We start from the raw sequence: 3,072 nt of genomic DNA, 5'->3' as shown, positions 1-3,072 counted from the left end.
TGGATCAGCGCCGAGACGACGAACAGAACGAGTTGCACCCACATGGTCTTGCCTTCTCAATACGCGCTTTCGTTGAACGGGTTCTTGCGCGGAATCCAGGGGAACCCGCCGAAGTTGTCGGCGTTGCCGAAGCGGCTCTGGCAGGTCTGCAGAGTGTGGTCGCAGCCGGCGTAGAGGCTCACCGTCTCACCGACCTGCAAGGGAGCCGGATAGATCAGGGTGATGCCCGATCCGTAATAGTCGCTGTGCTCGATCATGTGCCGGGTGCCGTCGGCGCGCTCCAGATAGCCGCCCGCGAAGCGGTCCGGCGGGAAGCTCGCCCCCTCGAACCAGACGAAGCGACCGTCCACCTGCGAGACGGTGAAGGACTCGGCCACCGGCGTCGCCCGGCACTCGGCGCCATAGAGGACATGGGGACAGCGCCGGGCATAGAGCCGGCGCAATCCCAACCGCTTGAGGCTGATGCTGGCCGGCTCGCAGCGGATGCGCGCCTCCCGCTCCTCGAAGATCACCTGCAGCACCCGCCCGGTCCATACCAGCGCCCAGCTCCAGTCGCTGCCGAACTGGCGGTAGATGCTGATACCCATGGGTTGCGGCTGCGGCGCGCCGCGGTATTCGCGCACCAGGTCCAGGTCACGGGGACAGCGCAGGTCGATGGCGCGCCGACCCGCCTCGGGACCCAGGCCCAGCGCGCCCCGGGAGATGGCCGCAGGCTGGTAGGTCCGGTCGCCGTTCCAGTCCACGTTGGCCACCACCTCGCGGCTGGCCGAGGTGTAATGCCAAGCCGTGGTGCCTCGGGTGAAGCGGTAGAGCTCGGTGACGTCGTCGGTGTAACAGTTGAAGCCGGGGCCGGACGGGATCTCGCCGCCCGGCGGCCGGCCGATCGGGATCGGCATCGTCTGTGGTTCCTGTCAGAACGGAATGTCCCCGCCGCCGCGCAGGTACGGGTGGCAGCGCGCCAGCGTCATGAACCGCACGGCCACTTCCAGCACCTCATCGGTGTGCCAGGTGAACTCCACCCGGTCCTGATCGAGCCGATCAAAGTGCAAGGGCGTGACGGGCGTGCCCACCGGCACGTCCACGGGCAGCGGGTCGGCCAGCAGCAAGCGTGCCATGGTTTCCGATTCGGCCTCCAGCCGTGATACACGCACCGCCACAGGCGGCTGGGCGGTGGGGCGGATCAGCAGCCCCAGTCCCGGCTCTTCCCAGTGCCAGGGCAGCCGGACACGGCGCAGCAGCAGATGGTCGTCGCCGCTGCTTCCCGCCTGCGCCAACGCAAGGCCCGTGAACTCGTCCGGCAACCAGACGGGGTTGAGGCGTCCGGCCAGATACTCGAACAGCCCCAGCAGCCGGTCGGTGGCCGCCTGGCCCGCCGCCAGCCAGCGGCGGCTCAGGATGCGTGAGGGGCGATCATCGACCCGACGGATCCAGGGCCGGCCGAGACGGTTGTCGATCCGCTCGATCCGTGCCTGGTACTCGATGGAAGGATCAGGTTGCCACTGTTCGGCCTCGGTGATGACCGGCACGCCCTCGAGGGTCAGGTCCGGGGTGAAAGGCCATTCCCACACCCGCTCGTCGAGCAGGATCTCGACCGGTTGGGAGGTAGCAGCAGCGCAATGGCGCCGGGCGGTCGTAGGGTCCGCGACCGTGCCCCGGACCAGCGGCACGAAGGTCGAGCCCGCCACCACCGGCCGGGCCAGCGGCAGAGTCAGGTTCGCCAGCTTCTGTGCGGCGTCGTAGCCAGTGACCATCACCTGCTGCACGTCGCCGTCGGGCGCCCGGATCAGCGCCAATCCCTGTCCCCAGTTGTCCAGCATCTCGGTCTGGGTGGTACGCATGAGCGGATCGGTGACCGCATCCAGCTGAACGGTGGTGCCGCCTGCGGCTGCCTCCGCCGTCACACGGCGGGCCACCGGCCAGACCGGAAACAACGCCTCGCGGCCCTGGTGCTCGGTGAGCCAGGCATCCAGGCTGATGGCGCCGGCATCCCAGGCTGTCACCAATATCTTGACTGCGCGGCGCGGATGGCGGCACAGGCGGATACGCGACTCGGTGCCGTCGCGCGAACGCAAAATCTGGGTCTTCCACTCCCACCGCTCCACCCAGGGCTGCGACCAGTCGTGCCGGAAGGCGAAGATTCCCCGCGGCGGTGGCTCGCGCCAGACCACCTCGATAAGGGTGGCGAGCAGCGCAACGGGTGGATCCGGGCGGACCGTGGCCTCCGCATCGAGGACATCAACTTGAACCGGCGGATCGGGCCGGACTGCGGGCTCTGCGACCTGCTGGAGCAGATCCGACGGCGGCAGCGGCCGGGCTGCGGGTTCCAGCAGCGCCTGATCGAGACCGGCTGCGGGCAGTCCCTTGCTCGCCGGCTCGATCGCGACTTGGTCGACCTGCGTGGCCATTTATCCCTTCTCCACCCCGAATTCGGCAGCGTTCAGTTCCGTCTCCGTCCAGTCCACGCCCGCGGCGGTCTGCTCGAACACCGTGGTCAGATAGGTGGGATCGGTGGTCAGCGCCTGCGCCGTGCCGGTGGCCACCGTGGTGCTAGACTGGGTCAACGCCTTGAGGGTACCGGCGCCCGCGTCGGTCTTCTTCGCCAGGGCCGTGACCTGCACCCCCAGAACCGTCGGCGTGTTCATCGCCGGCAGCGGCTCGAAGGCGTAGCTGTCCCGATCACCGGTGTTGGCGGCGGTCACATAGTCGCTGTGATCGGGCAGCGGTTCGTCGACCATCTCCCAGTTCTGCCCTGCACCCGAGGGCGTCCACTGGCTGAAACTGCCGGCCCCGGTCGGATGCAGGGCGTCGATGCGCACATCGCCCAGGTAGTCGTTATTGCGGGTCCCCGAGCCGTCGGCCAGATAGAAGTCGTCGAACAGCAGCTCCACCGGGTACGGCTGGTCGGCCCAGCAAACGCCGCCGGCGACCAGGTTGCCGCCGGTGGGAATGCTCTGGCCGCTGATCGTCAGCCAGGTCTGGCTGTTGACCCGCAGCTCCAGCAGCCCGGTGCCGTTGCCTTCCACCACCTTCAGCTCGAGGTGGTTCCAGGTCTGGGCCGAGATGGCCCGCAAT

The 3,072-nt window shown here is 68.4% G+C and carries 2 protein-coding genes and 1 pseudogene; all 3 read right to left on the bottom strand.

All coding sequences use genetic code 11. The features are described 5' to 3' along the window. Nucleotides 1-56 precede the first annotated feature (56 nt). Complete coding sequence (locus MVF76_RS03025) at nt 57-896, bottom strand: DUF2163 domain-containing protein (RefSeq protein WP_297527312.1); 840 nt, start codon at nt 894-896, stop codon at nt 57-59. 15 nt (nt 897-911) lie between these two features. Next, nucleotides 912-2,405, bottom strand: a complete 1,494-nt coding sequence (locus tag MVF76_RS03020) for a hypothetical protein (RefSeq protein WP_297527311.1) — start codon at nt 2,403-2,405, stop codon at nt 912-914. Continuing rightward, nucleotides 2,406-3,072: pseudogene (locus MVF76_RS03015) on the bottom strand (hypothetical protein); the annotation flags it as partial.

Source organism: Thiohalobacter sp. (assembly GCF_027000115.1).
In the GTDB taxonomy this organism is placed as follows: domain Bacteria; phylum Pseudomonadota; class Gammaproteobacteria; order Thiohalobacterales; family Thiohalobacteraceae; genus JALTON01.
Note: the sequence above shows the minus strand (reverse complement) of the source record. Positions and strands in the feature narration are given on the sequence as shown.